Origin of the sequence: Flagellimonas pacifica (genome assembly GCF_900215465.1) — a bacterium.
Lineage (GTDB): Bacteria > Bacteroidota > Bacteroidia > Flavobacteriales > Flavobacteriaceae > Flagellimonas > Flagellimonas pacifica.
This window is the reverse complement of the sequence record NZ_OBEH01000003.1, coordinates 36,297-58,796: the sequence shown is the minus strand read 5'-3', so window position 1 is coordinate 58,796 and position 22,500 is coordinate 36,297. Positions and strand designations below refer to the sequence as shown.

Here is a 22,500-nt window from a genome sequence, read left to right as displayed (position 1 = left end):
AAAGATATGTATTTGCCCAAAAAGACCGCTATCCTTATAAAAACAAAACCCACCCTTAAATAAAATCAAGGATGGGAAAAAAATTGCTATGAAAAAGAAAATTAGATATTGGTTTCCCAACATCAGTTCCAAATATACGTTTTTTTCTTAAACAGAAAAGTAATATTTGTTAGGAGAACATATCTTTAACTTTCTCAAAAAAGGACTTATCTGATTTTTCAGGCTTTGGAACAAAGTTTTCATCATTCTGCATCCGTTCAAAGAATTCCTTCTGTTCCCGGCTCAATTCTTTTGGTGTCCAAACATTTACATGCACCAACAAATCGCCACTTCCGTATCCATTTATGCTTGATATGCCCTTGCCTCTCAACCTAAGTATTTTTCCGGATTGAATCCCAGGTTCCAATTTAATACGGACCTTACCGCCAACGGCATCAATCTCTTTTGAACTTCCCAAAACTGCTTCGGAAAAACTGATATAAAGGTCGTAATGCAAATTATCCCCTTCTCTTTTCAGGGTATCGTGCTCAACAGTTTCTATAGCTACCAACAAATCACCTGGAATCCCGTTACCTGGTGCTCCATTTCCTTTGCCGGTAACTTTTAGCTGCATTCCTTCTTCAACACCTGGCGGAATTTTTATGGAAACCGTCTCTTCCTCAACCTTAAGACCTTGTGCATCAGCTCCGCTTGGCCTATTGTCAATGGTTTGTCCAGCTCCCCCGCAAGAATTACAAGTGGTAGCCGTCTGCATTCTTCCCAAAATGGTATTGGTAATCTTAGTAACTTGACCACTACCATTGCAAGTAGGACAGGTTTTATAGGTTACACCGTCTGCTTGTACTTTTCTTCTAACCTTTACTTTTTTCTCAACACCATTAGCAATTTCCTCAAGGGTCAATTTCACTCGAATACGGAGATTGCTTCCTTTGACACGTCGTTGTCCACCGCCACCAAAACCACCAAAACCGCTAAAACCGCCGCCAAAGGCACTACCGAAAATATCTCCAAACTGACTGAAGATATCATCCATATTCATACCGCCACCGCCAAATCCGGCACCTCCTTCAAAGGCTGCATGACCAAATTGGTCATATTTCGCTCGTTTATCAGGGTCACTCAACACTTCATAGGCTTCCGCAGCTTTTTTGAACATTTCCTCAGCCTTGGTATCACCTGGATTCTTATCTGGGTGAAACTCGATGGCTTTTTTTCTATAAGCCTTCTTTATTTCCGCAGCCGAAGCGCCTTTGGAAACACCCAATATTTCGTAAAAGTCCTCCTTCATATATTTTTAGTTACCAACAACCACTTTTGGGTGTCGTATAATGCGGTCTCCAAGTTTGAACCCTTTTTCGACCACATCTATTATTTTGCCTTTCATTTTTTTATTTGGAGCTGGTATCTGTGTTATGGCGTCATGGATCTCGGCATCAAAAACATCTCCTTCTCCAGCTTCAACCTGTTCCAATCCCTTACTCTTTAAAGTCTCCTTTAACTTATTGCTGATGAGCTCTACTCCTTTGAACATCTCTTTATCTTCAGATTTTGAAATTTCCTTAAGGGCTCTATCAAAATCATCCAAAACTGGCAACAACGAAACTATAACTTCTTGTCCCGCAGTTTTAAAAAGATCCATGCGCTCTTTGGACGTTCGTTTCTTGAAATTTTCGAACTCGGCAAAAAGTCTTAAAAACTTATCCTTTTCTTTTGCCAGATCTTCACGTAGCTGGTCTTCCTCAGAAAGTTCTTCTTTCTCCTCAGTTCCAGCTTTCGCTTCTATATTTTCATCGCTCAGTTCAGGATTTTCAATTGTTTGGGAATCGTTCAATTCCGCATCCATTTCCTCAACCTTACTTTTCTTACTCATATGCCGTAAATTTTATTTCCTTTTTTGAAGAGGCAAAAGTACTGCCAATTGTCTAAAAATGTCAAAATGTCACCACAAATCACAAAAAAATCCGCCTTTGGCGGATACTGGAATGGATAGTTAATCCCCAGAACTTAAACAAACTTCTTATCCAAGCTGGTTTCCTCTGATTTACCGCCTTCCGTTTTGGTTAAATATAAGTCTTCAAGTGCAGACCCTATGTTTGAGTATTGAAAAATAAAACCTTTTTTTTCTATTCGTTTGCTGCTCACCCTTTGACTTGCAAAGAGCAAGTATGCCATTTCTCCAAGAATAAGCTGCATGGCCAACTTAGGCACATTGGGCAGTATTAAAGGTCTATCCAATATTTTTGCTACTTCCTTGGTCATTTTGGTGTTGGTAACGGGGTTTGGCGCCACAGCGTTAAAGATACCCTTAAGGTTATTTTCAATGACAAAAACAAACAGTTGTGCCAAATCATCTAAATGAATCCAAGATTGCCATTGATCTCCATTTCCAAAAGCCGCTCCAACAAAATTTTGAATGGGTCTGGCCATTTTAGGAAGTGCCCCTCCCAAAGTTGAAAGCACTATACCTATTCTTATTTTGGCTACGTTGAAATTAAACTCGTTGAACTTATCGGCTTCTTGCTCCCATTTCTGTACAACTTCACCAAGAAAACTTTTATCAACCTTCTTTTCATCCTCAATGTAAAAGTTGGATAATGAACTTGGATAAACACCTATGGCAGAAGCAGAAATAAAAGATTGAATCTGTGAGGTGTCATTTTCTTTTAGTCCTTCGTATAAAGTTTTTAGGCTATCTACCCTACTTGACCGAATTTTTTCCTTGTAAGATTTGGACCAACGATTAGAAATACTAGCTCCTGCCAAATTCACCACAGCGGTAGCACCCTCAAAACATGAAAAATCTATTTCTCCTTTTGAAGGGTTCCAATAAAAGCCCTTATATGTTTCGGAAACAACTATTTTCTTTTTACTCGTAGTCAAATAGTTAACCGCTACACCTTTTGAAAGTAGCACGTTGACAATGGCTTTGCCCACCAACCCCGTTGCTCCTGTTATCAACACCTTCATAACATCATTTTAGTCCAAATTTAGTGGTTTAAACAGCTGCTTATCAGGCATTAATTTAGGTTTAACATAAATGTTCATACTTTAAACTAAATTATCATAAAGTTACGAGGCCAATTAACACTATTTTATCACTGTCTTGTTTTTGTTGCCCGTAACATTTCCCGTTTTCCAGGAGGACCTGGTAATCGTTCAACTGTAAATCCAACGGACTGCAAAGCTCTTCTAACACTACCTTTAGCGGCATAGGTAACCAACACCCCGTTATCTTTTAACGCATTGTACATTTTTGAGAATATTTCCTCAGTCCACAACTCAGGTTGAACTCTAGCTCCAAAAGCATCAAAGTAAATGAGGTTAAACAAATCCGTGTCGTTTATCGATTTAAAGTCCTTCTTTTGTTTTTTCAAGGTAAATTTTGAAATGATGGATATGTTCTTTTCCCATTCAACCATATGCATTTTATCAAAAAGTGATTGATGTTCCGGAGCATTTAATTGCATACAATATTCCAATTGTTCTACTTCTTCCATTAAAACTGGAAACGCTTCTATCGCCACATAATTTATCTGTAAATTTCTCTTTTTCATTTCCATCATGGTAATCAGAGCATTAAGCCCTGTTCCAAAGCCTATTTCCAAAATTTTCACTTCAGTATTTTGAAACAGCGCAAGTCCGTGATCTATAAAAACATGAAATGCTTCTTGGATTGCTCCATGCTTGGAATGATATTGTTCATCCCAATCCTCTATTTGTATAGTTTTGGAACCGTCCGCAGTAGTTATTACTCTTCTTTTCAAAGTCTTTGGCTAATTTTCACTGATAATTAATTATTGGATTCCAATTTCTTTTGTTCAAGCTGCATATAAAATGTTAAATACATCAAAGAATAGAAAAATCGTAAAATTTCAGCAAGAAACTGTTTAATTTTAATTAAAAGTAAGCAATGCTTTTGCTTATTGTTTAATTTTAGCGGTTCTAATCCTTTGTAATATGGAAACAATGGCGAATACTTTTACTGTAGAAAAGGCAAAAACTTCCAAAATCCATGATGTTGATTTTAACAATCTTTCATTTGGAAGCACTTACACTGATCATATGCTGATCTGCGACTATGTAAATGGGGAGTGGAAAGCTCCTAAAATTATTCCTTATCAGCCACTGTCACTGGACCCTTCTGCAAAAATATTCCATTATGGTCAATCCATTTTTGAAGGAATGAAGGCCTACAAGGATGAAAATGGCCAAGCATGGTTGTTTAGACCCTTGGAAAATTTTAAACGATTGAACAAATCTGCCAAAAGATTGGCCATACCAGAGTTACCGGAGGCCTATTTTATGGAAGGACTAAATACCCTTTTGCAATTGGAAAGTGATTGGATTCCCCAAAAGCCAGGTAGCTCACTTTATATAAGACCATTTATCCTCGCTTCTGGAACCGGCTTTCATGCCTCACCGGCTGATGAATATAAATTTATTATTGCCTGTGCGCCCTCAGGAGCTTATTTTTCTGGAAAAGTAAAGGTATTGATTGAAGAAAACTATTCAAGAGCCGCCAACGGTGGTGTAGGGTATGCCAAAGCAGGAGGGAACTATGCAGGGCAGTTTTACCCAACACAGCTTGCCGTTGACAAAGGCTACCAGCAGGTTATTTGGACAGATGACAATACACATGAGTATATTGAGGAAGCTGGAGCAATGAACATTTTTGTTCGCATAAATGACACCTTGATTACCGGGCCAACAAGTGATCGTATTTTGGACGGTATTACCCGAAAGAGTATTTTGGATATTGCCAAAGATGAAGGAATAGCAACTGAGGTTAGGAAAATTTCCGTTAGCGAAGTAGTTGAGGCGGCCAACAATGGAACATTAAAAGAAATGTTCGGAGCGGGAACCGCTGCTGTGGTATCGCCAATAGCCGGGTTTGGATATAAAGACAAAGATTATGATTTGCCGGAGCTAACCAATAGTTATGCTTCTAAACTAAAACAACGAATAACTGATATACAATATAACCGAGCCGAAGACAAATTTGGCTGGAGATTTAAAGTGCAATAAATAAAAAAAAGCGCCTTTCGGCGCTTTTTTTATTTATCCAAAACTGTTTTGATATCCGGTTTAAAATAGTTAGGTCCCTTTAGCACTTTTCCATCCTCACGATAAATTGGCTTTCCATTTTCATCCAATTTACTCATATTACTTCGCTGTATTTCTTCAAAGACCTCCTCTATTTTATACTGCATTCCATGCTCCAAAATTGTACCGCACAAAATATAGAGCATATCGCCCAAAGCATCCGCCACCTCAATTAAATCACCATTGTTTGCAGCTTCCAAGTATTCTTTATTCTCCTCATCCATTAGATTAAACCGTAACTGGTTCTTATCTTTTCCCAAATCCGCCTTTGGTCTTTGCAAAACTCCCAGTCCAAAAGAATTGTGAAACTCCTCTACAGCTTTTATTTTACTTTCCATTATACTTGAATTGATTTAGCTTTGCGTAAAAATATAAAATATGTTCAGCACAGGACAATTAATTTTTACAGCCCTATTTGTGGTTGTTTTTATTGGAGTGATTGTCAGCTCTTATCGTAAAGATAAAACCTTGCACAAAAAAAATTACAGAGGGGTTAAATGGGTCTTGATTTCTTTTTTAACATTCATAGTAATCCTGTTCTTGATTAAATACTTTCTTAAAAATTAACAACAAACTTGCATTTACCACAAAAATAAAGTGTTTTACAACTTTTATAAGAGCGTAATACGTATACTATAGGAAATGCCGTACTTTTGTACTACTCTCAATTTCAATAGAAATGACAACATTTTTTGGAATATTTTTTGTTTTACTCGCTGTAAATGCATTATTACTGATTTTCAGTGTTAATGGAATAAGTACTAGGTTAAAAAAACCTACCCATAAAATTTCGGAGACTTCTATTACAAAACTTTTCCCCCACCAGTCTTCTGAATCCAAATACAAGAAAGCTGTTTAGTTTGTACCTTTAGGGTATGAAGCAGGTTTTTCTTGTTTTTTTAGGTGGTGGATTAGGTAGTGCTCTTCGCTATGTAATTTCAAAACCTTTAAATCTATTACTCCAAAATTTCTTCTTTGGCACTTTTTTGGTCAATATTATTGGCTGCTTGCTTATCGGTGTTATTTTAGGTTTATCTTCAAAAAACAATTTCCTATCAGCCAACAACACCTTATTCTTAGCTACAGGGTTTTGTGGAGGGTTCACAACTTTCTCTGCTTTTGCTTTTGAAAAACATAGTTTATTAAAAAACAGCGAGCTTTTTCATTTTTCAGTATATACCATAGCTAGTGTTGTTGCAGGTGTTATTGCTGTTGCCATTGGTTTATGGTTATCCAGACTTGGTGATTAACCAAGAAAATATTTTCTACACATTTTTTTAACGGTTTTTTGATTATACATCTATTGCAGGCTCCAAATAGAAGTAAAAACACCTCGCATTTGATTGATCTCCTAAAAAAACACTATCGTGTTTGATAAAAAATACGTTTATATTATACATAACCCCTAAAATTATAGGGGTAATTTTTATTTTAATATAAAAATAATACAATAGACCCTATATTTTTTATGGTTGATTATCAATTCATATATATTTGATCATCTATTAACTACTTAATTATGAAAAAAATCGAGGCTATTATTAGAAAATCCAAATTTGATGAAGTCAAAAAAGCACTTCATCAAATTGAGGTAAACTTTTTCAGTTACTGGGATGTTACTGGAGTTGGCAATGAAAAACAAGGACATGTGTACAGGGGTATATCGTACAGCACTTCAGATATACAACGAAGATATCTGGTGATTGTAGTGTCTGATGACTTTTTGGAACGAACGGTCAACACTTTATTGGAGGCAGCAGGTACAGCAAGTGTAGGGGATGGCAAAATATTCGTTTCTGACGTCATTGAAGCTTATAGAATAAGAACAAAAGAAAGCGGAAGCGCTGGAATCAACTAAAACTTAACCAACAAAACAATATTTAAGATTATGGACGCAGGATTATTTACAGCAAACAACGTTTGGATGATGATATGTACCGCCCTGGTATTTTTTATGCACTTGGGATTCTCCTTTTTGGAAATAGGCCTAACCAGACAAAAAAACACAGTTAACATTCTATTCAAAAATGTATTTATTATATGTGTTGGACTCCTATTATATTATATAGGAGGGTTCAATCTTATGTATCCCGGATTTGAAGAAGGGGATTTAGGTATCCTTAAATTCGCTGGATTTGGGATTGCCGCCCCAGAAGGAGGAATGACCGCAGCTTATGCCGATGGAGGTTACACATGGTGGACAGACTTTCTTTTTCAGGGTATGTTCGCAGCTACGGCGGCTACCATAGTGTCTGGAGCCGTTGCAGAAAGGGTAAAACTGGGAGGCTTTATGCTATTCACTATTATTTATGTAGGTCTAATTTATCCAATAGTAGGCGCCTGGAAATGGGGCGGCGGCTGGTTGGACAGTCTAGGATTCTATGATTTTGCGGGGTCAACCTTGGTACACTCAGTAGGCGGCTGGGGCGCATTAATTGCCATTTATCTATTAGGAGCCAGGATTGGTAAATTTAGTGAGGACGGAAAACCCAAAGCAATTCCAGGTCATAACTTACCACTTGCAGCAGCTGGGGTATTAATCCTATGGTTAGGCTGGTTTGGTTTTAATGGGGGGTCTGTACTTTCCGCAGACCCAGAACTGACCTCCCTTGTATTGGTAACCACATCACTGGCCGCAGCTGCCGGAGGAGTATCTGCTTTTTTGACTTCATTTTTAGCATACAAAAACTATGACCTTACCATGTTCTTAAATGGAATTTTGGGAGGCTTGGTCGCCATCACAGCAGGCGCCGACCAAATGTCGCCAAATAATGCTGTAGTAATTGGACTTTTGGCAGGAGTTATAATTGTAGGGGGAGTAGCCTTGGTAGATAGATTAAAATTGGACGATCCTGTTGGAGCTGTAGCGGTTCACTTGATTTGTGGCATATGGGGCACATTGGCCGTTGGCATTTTTGGGGAGTTGGCAAGTTTTGACCAATTCTTGATTCAATTGGCCGGCGTAGGTGCCGTAGCGGCATTTTGCCCATTAACTGCTTTCATCATCCTTTTTGCCATCAAGAAATTTGCTGGAATCAGGGTTACTGAGCAAGAAGAACTACAAGGGCTTGATATTCATGAACACGGAATGGATGCTTATGCAGATTTTCGAATGAACCAACATTAAATATATAACAAAGGAAGACGGAGCGTTTGGCAGAACGCTCCGTCAAATAACCTTTTCACTAGTACAATCTCTATTTAACACAATTAAATGCTTCTGTATTGAGGCACCTAAATGATTAAGATTATGAAAACGATTATTAGCGCAAATTATATAAAAAAAATGGCTTTTTTGGCCCTTGCAAGTATTTCAACCATTGCTTTTGCACAAGAGACAGAAGAAGCTAAAACAAAATTCGAATTCAGTGGAACAGTAGATGCATATTACAGAACCAATCTTACAGCTCCAAATGGTGAAGATGCCATTGCTCCAGGGTCCTCATTTGCCAATCTTGATGGATTTGCCCTGGGCATGGCCAATGTTATTGGCACATACGAAGGTGAAAAAGTGGGATTTGTGGCAGATTTGGTGTTTGGTCCACGCGGAACTGATGCTATTTTTGCTTCACCCATGTACTCAGCAACAGGTGACATTGTTAACCAATTATATGTATACTGGAATGTAAGTGAAGATATAACACTGACTTTTGGTAATTTCAACACCTTTTTGGGTTATGAGGTTATTTCACCCGCCTCAAACTTTAATTACAGCACCTCTTACCTATTCTCGTATGGTCCTTTTAGCCATACGGGCTTAAAGGCAGATTTTGATTTAGGGAACGATTGGAGCGCCATGTTGGCCGTGATGAATCCAACGGATTTGACGGAATTGAATGGAACAGGAGATTATGCGGTAGGCGCCCAGCTGGGATATTCGGGTCAGTTTTTGAACTTTTTGTACAGCCAAGGTGGTTTTGAAATCGATTTCACCGGGGGATTTGATATATCAGAAGATTTTTTCTTAGGAGTTAACGCAGCGCATTTTAGCCAAGAAGACAATGGTGGCAGTTTTACAGGGGTAGCACTTTATCCGCAGTTGAAGACTTCAGAAAATTTTACCATTGGTCTTAGAGGGGAATATTTTATGACAGGAGATTCCTTCGGGAATACGGCCGGAATTGGATCAGGCTCAGACGGCGATGCCAATGTATTGGCCCTGACCCTAACTGGCAGTGCTACCATAGGAGATTTGATTCTTAAGCCAGAAATCAGATTGGACAGTTCATCTGAGGATGCTTTTATCGATAATGACTCCGCTCCAACATCAAGCTTGGCATCTGTACTTTTTGCGGCCATATATTCATTCTAATTCAAATAAAGCAGAAATGCAAAAAAGCCTTAACCCTAAAGGGTTAAGGCTTTTCAATCTTTTATAAAGTCTTTCACCCCTGCCTCTATTCTAGTTCTCAGGTAGTTTTGCCTTGGCACTAATGGGCAAGAGTATTTTTTATTGTAAACACAATAGGGATTATAGGCCTTGTTGAAGTCAATAAGAATAGTATCTTCCTTTGGAATGGTCAAATCAATATATCTACCCCCTCCATAGGTTTCCAGTCCATTGGTTTCATCCAAAAATGGTAAAAAAAGGTAATCTTTATACTTCTCTTGCGAGAGCAATGAAGGTGTTTGATAAATTTCAAGTTGATGCTCCTTCCCATTAAGTTCAAAATGAGCTATTCCGTACAATACTTCTTCCGTTTTTTCATCGGTTGTTGTTGCCAGTAAAAAAGGAACGGCATCTGGAGTTCTTTCAAACCTTGCCTTGACCACATATGTGGTATCGACATCAAAAAAATTCAACCCTTCAAAATCTTTTCTATACCTATCTGGGAGTGGGGATGTTTTTGGGTTTTTAAAAGTAGTATTCAAATCCGCCTGAAAATCGATAATTTCCTGTGCCGTTAACGATCTTTCGGAGATATGCTCTTTCTTGTCATGGTATTTCTTACCCCTACCACAAGCAATAACCAATATAATAATTAACAACAACCTATACTTCATACTTATAAATCTTGTTGTAAAAGTAGTAGAATTCATTCTTAATATTACTTTAGCACCACCTATCCGCTTTAATTATTTGATACATGATAAAGAACATATTGATTTTCGCTTTTTCCTTTCTTTTGGTTTCATGCGCTGATAAAATTCAGAAAGAAGACACTAAAAACACAACTCAAAGGTGGTTTCCAGAATCAAAACCAGATAGGTACAATGCCGCATTTTTAATTATGGATGGAGTTTACAATACAGAGTTTACAGCTCCTTACGATATTTTTCAGCACACCCAATACCGAAAAAACATCAAAGCCATGAATACCTTTACTGTGGCAAACACCTTGAATCCTATTACTTCTTTCGAGGGTGTGAGGATTCTTCCGGATTTTGATTATACCAAGGACTCCATTCCCAATATTGATATCTTGATTGTACCTAGTGCCGAACACCACCTTGATAGCGACCTAAAGGATACCACTATGTTGAATTTTGTGAAAAAGGTTAGTAAAAATGCTTTGTTCGTAACATCGCACTGCGATGGGGCATTTGTTCTAGCAAAAACAGGAATCTTGGACAGCGTGACTTCAACAACTTTTCCCAGTGACATACCTGCATACAAAAAAATGTTTCCTCATTTAAATGTGAAGGACAGTGTGCTTTTTGTTCATGACGGAAAGTTCATCACCTCTGCCGGTGGAGCTAAAAGTTTTGAAGCAGCTCTTTATCTATGCGAATATCTTTATGGTAAAGAGATAGCTCAATCTCTTGCAAGTGGCCTTGTTATAGATTGGGATTTGGACAATGTACCCAAGTTTATTCTTCAATAATCTCGTACCGAGCATCTTTTAAGTGCTTAAAAACCAGTTTGTTGAAATCTGGGTTTATCCGCAATAAAGCTGTGTTCTCAAGACCATATAATTTATCCTTATCCTCAAATCCTTTTTCCAAAGCTTCTTCCAAATAAAACAAAGCAGTGCCAAAATCTTCATTTTTTGCGCTTAATGATATCAGTTCAAGGTAGAAGTCAAAATTCTGGGGCTCTACAATGGTTTTCAGCATGTAAAGAAATGCTAAGGCATCTTCATCTATTAACTCCTCAGATCTCACAATATCAATATTGTCCTCAACAAGTGCATTAACGTATCCCAACAAACGGTTTCCCATCTTTTTTTCATGTGCATTGACACCTTTGATGAACTTGTTTATTTCTGTCATCTGATAATTCCACCAACCCAAATTATTGAAATTATGGGTCATAACATCCTCTTCAATATAATATAGATAATCCTCTTTTAAAAGAGATTCTTTTAAAAGGGTTGCATTCTCAGCACGCCTCATGGACCTAAAAAGTTTATCTCTCCTTACTTCGCGTTGCACCAATCTCAAAGAGTCTAAATTTTTATGAGCACCATAAATGGACATCATTTCACCCAGATATTGTTCGGCCAAAATCAGTTTTCCCGAATTTCTGAATTGATTTATTTTACTAACATCTTCTTTAAATGCCTTTTCAACATATAAAGAGTCTTTTGGTATAAGTTTTCTTCCCATTGCTGCCAATGTAAATAATTGCATGGCCTTTTTCAGATACTTGCCATCTGGCCATTCCTTATTCATTGAATAAATCAAAACCTGATTGGGAAATCTATATCGATCCAAGATTTTTTCGGTGGTCAGCATTTCAGTATAATTGTAATTGTTTTCATTTACCATACCGATAAAATGAAATGGGCGTTTCACACTCAACAAATCGGTATTAGCAACCGACGCCCCAATAGAAACAGCTCCTTTGACCTCCTTCATGAAAATAGGAACCAAATTAGCAAAACGTGAACCAGAACCTGCACCGGCCGCATAAATGCGCGAGTTATGTATAGGAAGCATACTTAAAACCCTTTCTAGAGCTCTCCTCGTTTTCACCATACTTTTTGACAACGCCACGGTATCCGATAGTTGAGGAGCAGCTAAAACATATCCCTCCTTTTCCGCAGATTGCACAAACATGGAAAGAGCTTGTTTTTCCCTGCCCTTTAAATCTACAATTAACAGCAATGGCCATTCTTTGTTAGTGGAAAATGTTGTGGGCAAGTAAAGTGAAAAGGTATCAGGAATAGAGTCATGTAAGGTTAAACCTTCCATAACCATCCCTTTTTTTAGAACTATTTGTTGGGAAAAAGCATTCTGCAACAAAAAAGTAGCAAGAAAAATTAAAGCATATTTTTTTTTCATAATAATTTCACAACAAAAATCTAGCCAAAGGAAAATACTTTAATTAGTATTTAAAAATAAAGGAAAAATCAATACGATTTTCTTTTGACTATAGGTGCATTTGCAACAACATCAGACAATACAATATGGGTTCTACACTCTCCATAAACGATTAATTCATCGATAAATTTCTCTAAATGCGACTGATCCTGAAGCACCACTTCCATAATGATATTTTCATTACCAGTAATTCTGTAACAATTCACAACTTCGTCGTATGATTTCACTTTGTTCAGAAAAGGTTTAAGTTTTCCCATGAAAGCCCTTAACATCACAATAGCTTTTAACTGATGACCCGCCAGTGCATAGGAAACATTTGCGCCATAACCTTCTATTATCCCCAAATCTTCCATCTTTTTTACTCGCTCTGCAACAGCGGGTGGAGTCAACCCTACTTTACGGCCAATATTGGCAAAGGTCTCTCTTGCATTTTCTTGCAAATACCCTAAGATTTCCCAGTTTAATTCATCTATCTTCATATTTAAAGTAATGAACGTTTAAAATTTTATATTCGAAAGTCGATGATTGATTTTTCTTTTAAAACCAAAGTTACATTATCTTTTTCATACGTAATTTTATAGGTAGAAATTGCTTTGAAAAAATGGAGAGAAATTCTTTAAATTCCTTGGGGATATATAGGAAATCATTGGCTTTGCGAGACCTTAGCGAAGCTATTGCCTCTTACTTCTCTTACAACAGGGACAAATTACATCTTAGGAAGATTGATAGTTTTCGTGACGATATTACCCAATCTCTTATGACAGACGCGGTACTTATTACCAAAGAAGTGGAACAGGCGGCGTTGAGCAACTCATATTCGGTGCAAATGAAAAGCTTGACTTTCATTAACATTATGACTCGTAACATTTTAGCTTATTGCAATGGTCTTGAAAAGGATGGGGTTAAAGAAAAGGAATACCTAAACTTGTTGAGGCGAGAAATAAAAGTCTTCAGGGTATCTTTTAAAAAATGGAGAAAATCTTTCCAAAGTAGAAATGACTAGTCAGATTTTCCGATAAACCCTTCTTCATAGCATTTACATATTACGTCTGTATTGTCCACCAACTTCAAATAGTGCGCTGGTAATCTGTCCTAGAGAACAATACTTTGTAACCTCCATTAATTTTTCAAAGAGGTTTTCATTTTTGATTGCTGCTTGTTGTAGTTCAACTATTTGTTTTTCAGCTTCGGATATATTTCTTTGATGTAAATTTTGTAATGTTTCAATTTGATTTTTCTTTTCAGCTTCCGTAGCCCTAATTACTTCTGCAGGTAAAATAGTTGGAGATCCTTTGGAACTCAAAAATGTATTTACTCCAACAATTGGGTAAGCTCCTGAATGTTTTAAAGTTTCGTAATGTAGACTTTCTTCTTGAATCCTGGAACGTTGGTACATGGTCTCCATAGCCCCCAAGACTCCACCTCTTTCGGTAATTCTATCAAATTCCAACAAAACGGCCTCTTCAACCAATTCGGTAAGTTCTTCAATAATAAAGGAACCTTGCATTGGGTTTTCATTTTTGGCCAATCCCAATTCCTTATTGATAATCAACTGAATGGCCATGGCCCTACGCACAGATTCTTCCGTTGGAGTTGTTATTGCTTCATCATAAGCATTGGTGTGCAATGAATTACAATTATCATAAATGGCATACAGTGCTTGCAAAGTGGTTCGGATATCATTAAAATCAATTTCCTGGGCATGCAAACTTCTTCCTGATGTCTGGATATGATATTTCAACATTTGCGCGCGCGGGTCGGCTCCATATTTTTCTTTCATTGCCTTTGCCCAAATCCGCCTTGCCACCCTTCCTATTACCGCATATTCTGGATCTACTCCATTTGAGAAGAAGAAGGAAAGATTGGGTCCAAACTTATTGATGTCCATTCCCCGGCTCAAATAATACTCCACATAAGTAAAACCATTGGACAACGTAAAGGCCAATTGTGTAATTGGATTGGCTCCTGCTTCTGCAATATGGTAACCAGAAATGGAAACAGAATAAAAATTACGAACCTGTTGCCCTATAAAATATTCTTGAACATCCCCCATCAACCGAAGTGCGAATTCTGTTGAAAAAATACAGGTATTCTGCGCTTGATCCTCTTTTAGAATATCTGCCTGCACCGTTCCGCGTACCTGGTTCAGTGTTTCTTTTTTTATCTTTTCATAAATATTCCTAGGAAGTACCTGATCACCAGTTACCCCCAATAACATCAATCCCAACCCATTGTTCCCTTCAGGAAGTTCTCCTGAGTAATTTGGCTTTTTAGCTTTTCTCGCCTTGTATATTTTTTCGATTTTCTCCTCTACCTCTCGTTCCAGACCATTTTGCTGGATATGCTTTTCACAATTTTGGTCTATGGCTGCATTCATAAAAAAGGCCAGCAACATTGGCGCCGGACCATTGATGGTCATGCTCACAGAGGTCATTGGGTCACTTAAATCAAATCCAGAGTATAATTTTTTGGCATCGTCCAAACAACAAATGGACACTCCGGCATTACCAATTTTCCCATAAATATCAGGTCTAGCATCTGGATCATTACCATATAAGGTAACGGAGTCAAATGCCGTGGAAAGACGTTTGGCCGGCATATCCAAACTCACATAATGAAAACGTCTGTTGGTGCGCTCTGGCCCACCTTCACCAGCAAACATACGTGTTGGGTCCTCACCCACTCTTTTAAAAGGATACAGTCCTGCGGTATACGGAAATTCCCCTGGAACATTTTCCTGCAAACTCCATTTAAGAACATCGCCCCAAGCTTCATACGTTGGCAAAGCCACTTTCGGAATCTGGCTATGCGACAATGATTCTGTATGGGTTTTTATATTGACCTCTTTATCCCTAACCTTAAAGGTATAAACCTCAGCTCTATATCGGTTTTTCTTCTCTCTCCATTTTAAAATGGTCTCCCAATGATGTAGGTCAAAATCCATTTTTACCTTATCAAATTCTTTGACCAAAAGCAAAATCAACTCTTTGTCCTCATCTTTTTTCATTAAAGAATTAATGGCTTTCTCCTCCAATCCAGACTTGAACAACAGTTTTTGCTCTGCATCCACTTGATCAATTTCCAAAACTGACGACAACGTTAAAAAAATACCATAGAGTTTTTGCGCAATTTTGCTCTGTTGCTCTACTCTAGAGTCATACAAACGATTGTTTTCCGCAATTTCGGACAGATATCTGGTCCGTGCAGGTGGGATGACAAATATCTTTTCCGACATTTCATTGCCGACCTCATAATTAGAAACCAAAGTTGATTTAGCCTTAGCAACCAGAGTATCCATGACCACTTTGTACAACTTGTTCATTCCCGGGTCATTGAATTGTGATGCTATGGTGCCAAAAATGGGCAGATCTTTTTGATCAACATCCCATAACCCATTATTGCGCATATATTGTTTCTTTACATCACGCAGGGCATCCTGAGCTCCTCTTTTATCAAATTTGTTTATCGCAACTACATCTGCAAAGTCGAGCATATCAATTTTTTCCAATTGGGTAGCTGCGCCAAACTCTGGGGTCATCACATAAAGGGAAACATCACTATGCTCCAAAATTTCGGTATCTGACTGCCCTATACCTGAGGTTTCTAAGATTATCAAATCAAAATTGGCCGCTTTTAGTACTTGTACAGCTTCTGCCACATGCTTTGACAAAGCTAAATTGGATTGTCGAGTGGCCAATGAGCGCATGTACACATGTTCATTGTTAATAGCATTCATACGAATACGATCACCTAATAAAGCACCTCCGGTTTTACGTTTTGAAGGGTCGACCGATATTATTCCAATATGTTTTTCTGGAAAGTCATTTAAGAACCTTCTCACCAATTCATCTACCAAGCTGGATTTACCTGCTCCACCAGTTCCAGTGATTCCAAGTACCGGGGCTAAAGATTTATTTTTTTCAATTACAGGTTGATGCATTTCATAAACATCATGCCTGTTTTCTGCCAAGGATATGAGTCGGGCCAAAGTATTTACTTCCTTTTCCCTCAATAAGTCATTCAACTTCTTATTCTTTGGAATTTTCAAATCTGGGACCGGGGTATCACAGCGTTTCACCAAATCATTGATCATACCCTGCAATCCCATTTCCCGACCGTCATCTGGAGAATAAATGCGTTCTATTCCATAATCCATTAACTCCTTAATCTCTTCTGGAAGAATTACGCCGCCGCCACCGCCAAAAATCTTGATGTGACCAGCTCCTTTTTCCTGAAGCAAATCAAACATATACCTAAAATATTCATTATGCCCTCCTTGGTAGGAGGTCATGGCAATGGCATTGGCATCTTCCTGAATAGCACAATCAACCACTTCTGCCACACTCCGATCATGTCCCAAGTGAATCACTTCAACCCCGGTAGCTTGAATGATTCGTCGCATGATATTTATAGCCGCATCATGTCCATCAAACAAGGATGCCGCGGTTACTATTCTAATTTTATTTTTAGGCTTGTAAGGATGTTTTTGTTCCATTGGCAATAAAAGGTCCTTTTTTGTCCTGCAATTTACAGAAAATGCAAGTAAAAATAGGTTTTGATTAGGATTTTATAAAAATCTATGTGACTTTGAGTTACTTTTTCTGAATATCATAATTTTACTTGGTCAAAAAGCACACCATGAAACTTACCATTCTTATTCATTGCCCTGATCAATCTGGGATTATAAGCTCAGTTACTTCATATATCCACGAGCAAAAAGGCAATATTATCTACTTGGATCAACATGTTGATAAGGAGGCTGGGGTATTCTTTATGCGGTTGGAAAGTGAATTTGAAAATTCTATTGAACTACCTCTATTTAAAAAAGAATTTGACAAAAAATTGGCCAGCAAATATGGCATGCAATGGGAACTTTATAAAGATGGGAAAAAACCCAAAATGGCTGTTTTTGTTTCCAAATACAATCATTGCCTTTATGACCTTTTAAGTCGATACCGCTCTGGAGAGCTATTGGTGGAGATTCCTTTTATCTTAAGCAACCATAAAGACCTTGAGTACATTGCCGATCAATTTCAAATACCCTATTACCATGTTTCAATAACCAAAGAGAATAAAGAATCAGCAGAGGAAAAACAACTTGAGCTATTAAAGAAATATGGGATAGACTTTATTGTTCTGGCCAGATATATGCAAATTATATCTCCAAAGGTAATAGATGTTTTTCCACAGAAAATCATTAATATCCATCATTCCTTTTTACCTGCTTTTGCAGGAGCAAAACCCTATCATGCAGCATTTGAACGAGGAGTTAAAATTATAGGGGCCACAAGTCATTATGTTACTGCAGAACTGGACGCAGGCCCTATTATAGAGCAAGACGTAACCACAGTTTCCCATTCTCATTCCATCAAAGATTTTATTACCAAAGGGAGAGACCTTGAAAAAATAGTACTTTCAAGAGCTGTCCAAATGCATGCAGCAAGAAAAACTATGGTCTACAATAACAAAACGGTAGTCTTTTCCTAAATAACTTTAAGCATAAGAATTGATATTTTACACTTTAGCAGTAACTTCACTTCAACTATAAAAAATATAAATATGAAGCGAACACTGCTATTCATTGCAATTTTTCAGTTTATTGGTTGCACAGAACTTCAACAAGTGGTTAACCAACTACCACAGGGAACAGTTGGCATTGGCAATGCGGAAATAGCCCAGGGTTTAAGGGAGGCTCTTAATTTAGGGGTTGAGAAACAAGTGAATAAACTAACGGTAAAAGACGGGTTTTTCAGAAATGAGTTGGTCAAGATCTTATTGCCAGATGAGTTAAAAAAAGTAGACAAGACGTTAAGAGACATAGGTCTGGGAAAACTTGCGGACGAGGGATTACGTATACTTAACAGGGCAGCAGAAGATGCGGTCAAAGAAGCTACTCCCATTTTTATTGATGCTGTTAAAGGAATTTCCTTTTACGATGCTAAACAAATTTTGCTCGGTAGTGATAATGCAGCAACTCTTTATTTAGAAAGGAATACAAAAACAAAGCTATATGACAAATTCAATCCAGTCATTAAAAACTCTTTTAAAAAGGTTGGCGCAGATCAAATATGGACCAATATCATAACCAAATACAATAATCTACCTCTTACTAATGATGTAAATCCAGATTTAACCGACTATACCACCCAAGAAGCTTTGGCAGGAGTATATACCATGATTTCAATTGAGGAAAAGGAAATTAGGACAAAAATTTCTTCAAGAACCTCAGAATTGTTAAGAAAAGTGTTTGCTTTACAAGATTAATCATAATTTTTTCTTAATTAAGCAATAAAATAACAACTTCATCGTTATAATCTCAATAAATCAAGAAAAGGATAACAAAATCCTGAAGTTATATTAACCTTGATTTAAATATTGCAATGGAATTTTGCAATAAATTATCTGAGTTAGCATTTTTTTGAGTTAGTTAGTTTAAACCGGTGTTCGCACCGGTTTTTTCATTTTCATAACTAATTCACCGTTTCATGTTGATTTTCTAAAAAAAGAACACTAAAAAGTGGAATCACAGGTAAACTATTATCGGGAGTTACGGTATTTAGTTTTTTTTTAACATTTCGAATTAGCTAATTATGTAATTTCAAAGAAGGCTAATTCACTTATCAATCACATGAGACGGTCAATCTGTTTCCTTACATTTCTGTTTGTCGTGATATGTATGTCTTGTCATGCAAAGACATACAAGTTTGGTAGCGGAATAAAAATTAGTCCTTTTTCCATCAAACTTCAAGATTCCTTGGAATGGGCAGATTACTATTACAATATTCATCGGTATGAAAAAGCCATTTCCATCTACAAGAAAAATGTTAAAAATCTTGGCACCGAAAAGGCTCATGTCCTTAAGAGGTTGGCCTTGAGTGAGGCAGCTCTGGAACATCCCTTGGAATCCACGACCAAACTCAACGAATACTTGCAGTTAAACTTTGACCCCATTTTTCTTTCCAATGAAGGTTTTGACCCTATTAGAAATTCTACAGAGTTCAAAAAAATATCAGAAAAAGTAATTCCCAAGGTCACCACCTGGTCTCTTATGTATCTTTTTGTTGCTCTTATAGGCTTTTATGTAGTTTTTCTTATTTGTGTAAATAGAAAAATACATCTAAGCGGCAGGTTTTTGATTGCATCCTTCATATTCATCCACTCTATTTTTATTTTACATATCAGCATTAATAGGGCGAATTACATGTTTACCTATCCGCATACCTACCTTATGTCTTCTTGGGCCTCCTTTCTTTATGGCCCCCTACTCTATTTTTATTTTAAGATAACCACTCAGAAGTATAAATTTAAAAAACTAGACTTACTTCATTTTTTACCTACAATTGTTCTAATTGGCTATCTTACTTTTACCGTATATCTTTTTACAGCTGAGAGCAAAGTTCAATTAATGCTGAACAGAATCCAGAATGGATTAAATCCTCAAGATTCCGCTAGGCTTCTCCTGATTGTTGTTCTCAAAATTATCTCATTAACGGTCTATGGATACTTCATTCGAAAAGTCTATTTAAAAAGCAAAAGAGAGAAGCTTTTGGATGCTAAAAATCAAACATGGCAAAAGAATGTATACCATATACATATTTTTTACGTCTTTACATATACAGCATATGGCATATTAATAGTTAATGGTTATTCTACAGGTGCTCTGTACAATGCTTCGGTTGCCTCTATGGCCCTAATGGTATTATATGTTGGATATTCTGCCAATATTCAACCCGATGTTTTTAGCGGGGCATACGACTATACTAACCGTTTATTCCCCAAATATGAGAAATCAGGCTTAACACCTAGTTTGTCCGCAGAATTAAGAGAGAATCTTTTACTGCTTTTTGCTGTGGATAAAATTTACAAGGAAAACAATATCAATTTGGATATGGTAGCACAAAAACTCAACACCACACGCCATAATACTTCACAGATAATTAATGAGCATTTTAATGTTAGTTTTCATGAATTTGTAAATATGTACCGGATCAAAGAAGCCAAACAACTTTTACTTGAAGACAAATCCAGAAGATTAAATATCATAAATGTTGCTTATGAAGTTGGCTATAACAATAAGGTGACTTTTAATAAAGCCTTTAAAAGAGATACTCAACTTACACCAAGCCAATACCAAAAAAGGGCTTTGCAGGTATAAAAGTTAAAATAAGTACGGCTAGATAGGCTAAGTAAACGTTGATAAGGGTTTTCCGAAAAGGATTTTACCTTGGTTAACTTGGATTACAAACAGCCCATCAAGAAGCTCTTCAAAAAATCCAAAAAGTCTCATTTGGGAAGAATATTTGAATTAGTCAATCAATTATCCTCTATGGGCTGTTTTATTTTCTTTTATAAAGCCCATCAAAGACAACATTAACAACAGTATCTCCCTCAAGTACCTCCCAAAGTTGTCTAACAGTACCATCGTTGTTCTTGGTCCAAGTAATTCTATTTCTATAGTTTTTACCATCATCTTTGGCAAATGTACTTGAAGCCAATATCATTTGATTACCAACCCTGTTTCCTTTAAGTTTCAAAAAATTCCCCGTATTATCAATCCAAAGTTGTTCCCATTGCTTGGTTGCTGCATTATAAAAATTAAGACTTGTTCCTGTATAACCAGGACTTGCACTTGTCCAATTTTCTCTAATAACGCACCCCTCTTCCTCTTTAGTTATCAGATTCTTTCCCGCATTGCTCCCATCAGTTTTGACAACCTCCCAAGTGCCAACCCAAAAATCAAAAGCCCTATATTCTTCCGTACAGCAATTGCAGGAGCTATCGGTTTGGGCATTCATCAAAAACGAAAACATAAAAACCAATATTCCAAACAACTTTTTCATCTGTTTCTATTTAAACATCAAAGCTTCATTCCACAATACCTTAACCTATCCTATTTTATTAAATGTACGTTAATTTCTCGCTTAGAAAAGGTAAGATTTATCGGGAAAAACAACATCAATGTTAAAATATAGATAAAGTACCTGATTTCTAGACGTATACACCACCAAAGCATAGTCCAAAACCTAGTTTTCAACGTATCTTTGTTATAACAAATCTTGAAAAAATGAAAAATCAATATTGTAGAGTTGGGGCGGTGACTCCAATCACTAGCGGAAGCCAAGCGATATCAGCCCTGGAGTATAGATACCAGGCCTTTATTGAAAAGGCGACCGACGCAACGTACATAAACACCAGTTTGGGAGAGTTTTTTAAGCGTAAGGCTCAGGGTATCCAAAAAATCCTGGAGAACTTATCATAAAAGTTAATTTAGCTTAGCTAATTCTATCTCCATTTGCTCTTGCATGCTTTTTGCCTTGCTTCTAGCCATTGGGGCAAAATCTTTCCCTTGAGAAGCATATAGAATCCCTCTCGAGGAATTAACGAGCAATCCCACATCTTTTGTTATCCCATATTTGCAGACCTCCTGTAAACTTCCTCCTTGGGCACCAACACCTGGCACCAATAAAAAGCTTTCTGGAACAATTTGACGTACTTCTTCCAAATAAGAGGCTTTTGTAGCCCCAATCACATACATTAACTTTTCTGAATTTTTATACGTCTTTGATCTTTCCAAAACTTCTTTGTACAATTCATGCCCACCAATATTCTTTGTCTGAAAATCAAAAGCACCTTGGTTTGAAGTTAGAGCCAATAGAATGGTATGTTTATTTTCAAACTCCAAAAAGGGCTCCACAGAATCTCTACCCATATAGGGTGCAATGGTTATAGAATCAAAATTCAAGGCTTCAAAAAAGGCTTTGGCATATCGGGTTGAAGTATTTCCTATATCTCCTCTTTTAGCATCTGCAATGGTAAAAATATCCGGATAAATCTCATTCAAATACTCCATGGTACGTTCCAGCGCCTTCCACCCTTCTAAACCATAAGCTTCATAAAATGCTATATTGGGTTTGTAAGCAACACACAGGTCATGTGTGGCATCTATAATTGCCTTATTGAATGAAAAAATAGGGTCTTCCTCGTGGTCAAGCAGGTGTTTGGGAATCTTATCCAAATCCGTATCAAGACCAATACAGAGAAAGGATTTTTTTAGTTTGATTTGGGATACTAATTCTTCTATTTTCATATATACTCGTTCTCGAGCGCACTCGAACTAACATTTTGTTTTGC

The 22,500-nt window shown here is 37.2% G+C and carries 21 protein-coding genes; 10 read left to right on the top strand and 11 right to left on the bottom strand.

Annotated elements, in window-relative coordinates:
* Positions 1–169: 169 nt before the first annotated feature.
* From dnaJ to mnmC2, 4 genes are all read right to left on the bottom strand, one after another.
* On the bottom strand, positions 170–1,288 hold the full coding sequence (dnaJ, locus tag CRO15_RS10010) for a molecular chaperone DnaJ (protein ID WP_097045700.1): 1,119 nt from the start codon (positions 1,286–1,288) through the stop codon (positions 170–172).
* Between the two features lie 6 nt (positions 1,289–1,294).
* Positions 1,295–1,870: a nucleotide exchange factor GrpE gene (locus CRO15_RS10005; protein WP_097045699.1), complete on the bottom strand. Its 576-nt coding sequence runs from the start codon at positions 1,868–1,870 to the stop codon at positions 1,295–1,297.
* Between the two features lie 134 nt (positions 1,871–2,004).
* Entirely contained in the window at positions 2,005–2,967 is a 963-nt protein-coding gene (locus CRO15_RS10000; protein WP_097045698.1) for a TIGR01777 family oxidoreductase, read from the bottom strand.
* A 128-nt stretch (positions 2,968–3,095) separates the two neighbouring features.
* Positions 3,096–3,764 (bottom strand): tRNA (5-methylaminomethyl-2-thiouridine)(34)-methyltransferase MnmC2, encoded by a 669-nt coding sequence (mnmC2, locus tag CRO15_RS09995; RefSeq protein WP_097045697.1) that lies wholly within the window; start codon positions 3,762–3,764, stop codon positions 3,096–3,098.
* Between the two features lie 193 nt (positions 3,765–3,957).
* Here mnmC2 and CRO15_RS09990 point away from each other — a divergent pair, with 193 nt between their 5' ends.
* Complete coding sequence (locus CRO15_RS09990) at positions 3,958–5,025, top strand: branched-chain amino acid aminotransferase (RefSeq protein WP_207763864.1); 1,068 nt, start codon at positions 3,958–3,960, stop codon at positions 5,023–5,025.
* A gap of 29 nt (positions 5,026–5,054) precedes the next feature.
* Here the strand turns inward: CRO15_RS09990 and CRO15_RS09985 are convergent, their stop codons facing one another.
* Complete coding sequence (locus CRO15_RS09985; protein WP_097045695.1) at positions 5,055–5,441, bottom strand: pyrophosphohydrolase domain-containing protein; 387 nt, start codon at positions 5,439–5,441, stop codon at positions 5,055–5,057.
* 537 nt (positions 5,442–5,978) lie between these two features.
* On the opposite strand from CRO15_RS09985, the gene crcB reads away from it, so the two are divergent.
* From crcB to CRO15_RS09955, 4 genes are all read left to right on the top strand, one after another.
* Entirely contained in the window at positions 5,979–6,353 is a 375-nt protein-coding gene (crcB, locus tag CRO15_RS09970; RefSeq protein WP_097045692.1) for a fluoride efflux transporter CrcB, read from the top strand.
* A 269-nt stretch (positions 6,354–6,622) separates the two neighbouring features.
* Positions 6,623–6,961: a P-II family nitrogen regulator gene (locus CRO15_RS09965; protein WP_097045691.1), complete on the top strand. Its 339-nt coding sequence runs from the start codon at positions 6,623–6,625 to the stop codon at positions 6,959–6,961.
* Between the two features lie 30 nt (positions 6,962–6,991).
* The gene (locus CRO15_RS09960) at positions 6,992–8,230 is read left to right on the top strand and encodes an ammonium transporter (RefSeq protein WP_097045690.1); all 1,239 of its coding nucleotides are present in this window, start codon (positions 6,992–6,994) and stop codon (positions 8,228–8,230) included.
* Between the two features lie 123 nt (positions 8,231–8,353).
* Entirely contained in the window at positions 8,354–9,415 is a 1,062-nt protein-coding gene (locus CRO15_RS09955) for an outer membrane beta-barrel protein (RefSeq protein ID WP_097046180.1), read from the top strand.
* A 53-nt stretch (positions 9,416–9,468) separates the two neighbouring features.
* Here CRO15_RS09955 and CRO15_RS09950 read toward each other — a convergent pair whose 3' ends face one another.
* Positions 9,469–10,107 carry a DUF1684 domain-containing protein gene (locus CRO15_RS09950; RefSeq protein ID WP_097045689.1) on the bottom strand — a complete coding sequence of 213 codons (639 nt, stop codon included), beginning with the start codon at positions 10,105–10,107 and terminating at the stop codon, positions 9,469–9,471.
* Between the two features lie 83 nt (positions 10,108–10,190).
* On the opposite strand from CRO15_RS09950, the gene CRO15_RS09945 reads away from it, so the two are divergent.
* Positions 10,191–10,928, top strand: coding sequence for a DJ-1/PfpI family protein (locus CRO15_RS09945; protein ID WP_097045688.1), 738 nt, complete (start codon positions 10,191–10,193; stop codon positions 10,926–10,928).
* Here CRO15_RS09945 and CRO15_RS09940 read toward each other — a convergent pair.
* Both CRO15_RS09940 and CRO15_RS09935 read right to left on the bottom strand, forming a co-directional pair.
* Complete coding sequence (locus CRO15_RS09940) at positions 10,915–12,240, bottom strand: alpha/beta hydrolase (protein WP_243396946.1); 1,326 nt, start codon at positions 12,238–12,240, stop codon at positions 10,915–10,917. The genes CRO15_RS09945 and CRO15_RS09940 overlap by 14 nt on opposite strands.
* 158 nt (positions 12,241–12,398) lie before the next feature.
* A complete protein-coding gene (locus CRO15_RS09935; RefSeq protein WP_097045686.1) occupies positions 12,399–12,848 on the bottom strand; it encodes an Lrp/AsnC family transcriptional regulator in 450 nt (149 codons plus the stop codon).
* Positions 12,849–12,970: 122 nt separating this feature from the next.
* On the opposite strand from CRO15_RS09935, the gene CRO15_RS09930 reads away from it, so the two are divergent.
* Entirely contained in the window at positions 12,971–13,372 is a 402-nt protein-coding gene (locus CRO15_RS09930; protein ID WP_097045685.1) for a hypothetical protein, read from the top strand.
* 33 nt (positions 13,373–13,405) lie between these two features.
* On the opposite strand, the gene CRO15_RS09925 is transcribed toward CRO15_RS09930, so the two are convergent.
* On the bottom strand, positions 13,406–16,864 hold the full coding sequence (locus CRO15_RS09925; protein WP_097045684.1) for a methylmalonyl-CoA mutase family protein: 3,459 nt from the start codon (positions 16,862–16,864) through the stop codon (positions 13,406–13,408).
* Positions 16,865–17,007: 143 nt separating this feature from the next.
* Here CRO15_RS09925 and purU point away from each other — a divergent pair, with 143 nt between their 5' ends.
* From purU to CRO15_RS09910, 3 genes are all read left to right on the top strand, one after another.
* Positions 17,008–17,856, top strand: a complete 849-nt coding sequence (purU, locus tag CRO15_RS09920; protein ID WP_097045683.1) for a formyltetrahydrofolate deformylase — start codon at positions 17,008–17,010, stop codon at positions 17,854–17,856.
* A gap of 72 nt (positions 17,857–17,928) precedes the next feature.
* Positions 17,929–18,633, top strand: a complete 705-nt coding sequence (locus CRO15_RS09915; protein WP_097045682.1) for a DUF4197 domain-containing protein — start codon at positions 17,929–17,931, stop codon at positions 18,631–18,633.
* A 412-nt stretch (positions 18,634–19,045) separates the two neighbouring features.
* The gene (locus tag CRO15_RS09910) at positions 19,046–20,524 is read left to right on the top strand and encodes a helix-turn-helix domain-containing protein (RefSeq protein WP_243396945.1); all 1,479 of its coding nucleotides are present in this window, start codon (positions 19,046–19,048) and stop codon (positions 20,522–20,524) included.
* Between the two features lie 181 nt (positions 20,525–20,705).
* On the opposite strand, the gene CRO15_RS09905 is transcribed toward CRO15_RS09910, so the two are convergent.
* A complete protein-coding gene (locus CRO15_RS09905; RefSeq protein ID WP_097045680.1) occupies positions 20,706–21,209 on the bottom strand; it encodes a hypothetical protein in 504 nt (167 codons plus the stop codon).
* A 422-nt stretch (positions 21,210–21,631) separates the two neighbouring features.
* The gene (gene pyrF, locus CRO15_RS09895; RefSeq protein WP_097045678.1) at positions 21,632–22,456 is read right to left on the bottom strand and encodes an orotidine-5'-phosphate decarboxylase; all 825 of its coding nucleotides are present in this window, start codon (positions 22,454–22,456) and stop codon (positions 21,632–21,634) included.
* Between the last annotated feature and the right edge of the window lie 44 nt (positions 22,457–22,500).